2 protein-coding genes and 1 pseudogene are annotated in these 3,404 nt (G+C 44.9%); all 3 read left to right on the forward strand.

The window, feature by feature from the left end:
• Positions 1 to 213: pseudogene (locus tag AC1DPZ_RS24280) on the forward strand (RagB/SusD family nutrient uptake outer membrane protein); the annotation flags it as partial.
• A gap of 32 nt (positions 214 to 245) precedes the next feature.
• Positions 246 to 1,463, forward strand: a complete 1,218-nt coding sequence (locus tag AC1DPZ_RS24285) for a glycan-binding surface protein (RefSeq protein ID WP_477408329.1) — start codon at positions 246 to 248, stop codon at positions 1,461 to 1,463.
• A 195-nt stretch (positions 1,464 to 1,658) separates the two neighbouring features.
• Positions 1,659 to 3,404, forward strand: a 1,746-nt coding sequence (locus tag AC1DPZ_RS24290) for a glycoside hydrolase family 3 C-terminal domain-containing protein (protein WP_477408331.1), incomplete at its 3' end; no start/stop codon positions are given.

A 3,404-nucleotide genomic window follows, 5' to 3' on the forward strand; every position in this document is an offset into this window, starting at 1 on the left:
TCGTACTACAACCCCCAGGAAGCGGTTAAGTCGCTTAACAAGCAAATCAGGCAGCAGTTTTCGTATGATCCAGGTACAGGTATAAAAACACCTGTACCAAATGGCATGGTCATTACGCCTGCCACCATTGCAAATTTCACCTTGCCGATACCGGCGAATGATCAAACTGCCGACCCCTTATTATTGCAGGCGCCGGTGGCCTATTATAAATAAAATTAAAATCATTTTTTACCAAATAAAAAATTATGAAAAAGCTACTTCAAATAAGCCACTATCATTTATTGTTTGTTTTATCCGCGACGGTGATGCTTTTTGCTCAGTCAGGCTGCAAAAAAGAAGCATCGTCATCTACCGGGATGCCTGCCATTACATCCATACGTAATTATGTTGCACATCCCGGCGATTCCCTTTTAAGCAAAGTTGGCACCGGCCAGTGGGTTGTTATTTCCGGTCACAACTTAAAAGGCGCGTTGAATATTTATTTTGATGGCGTTGCGGCTTCTTTTAATGACGCCTGGTTCTCTGATACCAGCGCTATCGCATTGATCCCTGCTGTTATCGCTTTCCCAACAGTAGCTACAAAGCAGCTAAATACCATACGTTATGTTACTACACATGGCGAAACCACCTTCTCTTTTCCCATTGTAGCTCCCGCACCCACAATTTCCGGTATTTCAAATGAGGACGCCAATCCCGGAGATTCTGTTACCATCAACGGGTTGAACTTTTTCTACGTTCAAAGTTTAACTTATGCAGGTTTGCCCGTAACCGGTTATACCTCATCAAATGATGGTACAGCCATTAAATTAGTCGTGCCTACCGCGGTAACGCAAACCGGCGGAATTGTTTCCGTTACCACAAAATCAGGCTCGGCTGCTACCGTTTATAAGGTGCATGATTTTGTTGACGGTGTGCTGAATAATTACGATAACGTCAATAATTTCAGTTGGGGATCCGGAAGTTCAAACAATTCGGCAACTTATCCCGGCAACAACGGCAATTATGGTATAATGAATGCATCGAACGTTGGTGGCGGAGATGGTTCCTGGTGGAATTGGGCGCGGTCAATCAATCTTAACCCGGTTCAGTGGGTGCCTGTCGCTAACCTGCAGGATGCAGTGAGTAATTATGCTTTAAAGTTTGAAATATCGGTAACTACGCCCTGGACAGGCGGTACAATCGGGATTTTAAAGGATTATTCATGGAATTATGCCGTCAACTACAATCCGTGGAAAAAAGGCAATGGCTCAACAACCGCGTTCACAACTAAAGGCTGGCAAACAGTAACCATGCCATTATCAAGCTTTGTAGACAGCAAGGGCTTACCAGCCGCAAGCCTGACTGATTTACTTGGCTCGGGCGGAGCAGGTGGCGTAAACTTTTTCTTTGTAAACAATGGAACAACAACCGTCGCCTCGTTTGAAGCCGCGATTGATAATATCCGAATCGTAAAAATTAAATAAAAGTTTGTTTTAGTTGGTTATATGATGCCATGGGCCTTTGAGAGGGCCCTGGCATTTTTTTACGATTAGCACAGTTTGTTAATATAAACAAACTGTAACCATATCAACCCAATCATGCTACAATTCTGCTTTGAAGCGCGATGGAATAAATAAATCAGTGTAACTCACAAATTATAAACATATACTTAATAAAGAATGGCCAACACCCAGAAAAGTTGTCTTTTAGGCTGTGCATTAGCACTGCTAACAGTAGGCTCAGCCAAAGCGCAAAGCCTGGTAAATACTGCAACAGAAGTCAAGATCACCCGGCTGATCAAAAAAATGACTTTAGAGGAAAAGGTGAGCATGATACATGCAAGTTCATCATTCACATCCGGCGGAATAAAACGCTTAGGAATCCCCGAACTCGTCATGTCTGATGGGCCACATGGTGTGCGGTCAGAGCATGGCCGGGGCTACGATGCAATTGCCAATGTTAACGATGCAGGCACCTATTTGCCTACGGGCAATACGTTGGCCGCTACCTGGAACCCTACGTTAGGATACGCTTTCGGCGCGGTATTGGGCAGTGAAGCCAAGTACAGGGGCAAGGACGTGATACTGGGCCCCGGTATTAACATTATACGATCACCGTTAAACGGACGCAATTTTGAGTACCTGAGCGAAGACCCTTATCTGGTGTCGCAAATGGCAGTTGGTTATATTAAAGGGGTGCAGGATCAGGGTATATCCGCCTGTATAAAACACTTCGCCGCTAATAACGAAGAGGTTGACCGGGGAACCGTTGACGTTCAGATGAGTGAACGCGCGCTGCGTGAAATTTACCTGCCGGGTTTTAAAGCAGCCATCACAATTGGAGGTGTAAATACCGCCATGGGTTCTTATAATAAATTCCGGGGACAGTATGCTACGGAGAATGCGTACCTGATAAACAAGATACTGAAAGGGGAGTGGGGATTTAAAGGCGTTTTAATGAGCGATTGGGGCGCCGTGCACAATACCATGGAAGCTCTGCAAAATGGTACCGACCTGGAGATGGGTACTGACCTGAATATGCTACCCAATCCCAATTATCATAAGTTTTTTATGGGCGATACCGTGATCAGCCTTGTTAAAAGCGGCAAAATATCAATTGCCCTTATTGACGATAAAGTGAGACGAATACTGCGGATAATGTACAAAACCCACATGCTTGACGGTACAACCCGCACACCCGGAGCTTACAATACAGCCAGGCACCAACAAACAGCATTAAAAATAGCCGAAGAGGGTATTGTATTATTAAAAAATGAAGGCCAGGTACTGCCGCTTAAAAAGTCGGTGGTAAAAAGTATAGCCGTTATAGGCAATAATGCCGACCGCGAGAATGCTCTCGGCGGAGGCAGTTCACAGGTCAAGGCTAAATATGAAATTACTCCGCTGCATGGGTTGAAAAACCTATTGGGTAATTCAGTAAACATTCAGTATGCCCAGGGTTATAAAATAGCAAAAGACGCCGTTGCCGATCCGCAGTTAATACAACAAGCTGTTGACGCGGCCACAAAAGCCGATGCAGCGATCATATTTTGCGGATGGACGCATGGCTACGATTACAATGCATGGGGTGATAATGCTTTTGATGCAGAGGGTGTTGATAAACCCAACATGAACATGCCTTTTGGTCAGGACGAACTGATCAAAGCTGTACTGAAAGCCAATCCTAACACTGTTGTGGTATTAATGGGCGGCGGCCCGATAGATATTAGCCAGTGGGTAAGCCAAACTAAAGCCATTATTGAAGGCTGGTACCCCGGTATGGAAGGTGGCAATGCTTTAGCTAAGGTCATTTTTGGTGAAGTTAACCCATCAGGCAAGTTGCCAATGACATTCCCTAAAAAACTGGAAGAATCGCCCGCGCACAAATTAGGTGAATTCCCAGGCGTAAATGGCACGGTACATTAT

Source organism: Mucilaginibacter sp. P4_G9 (genome assembly GCF_056400985.1).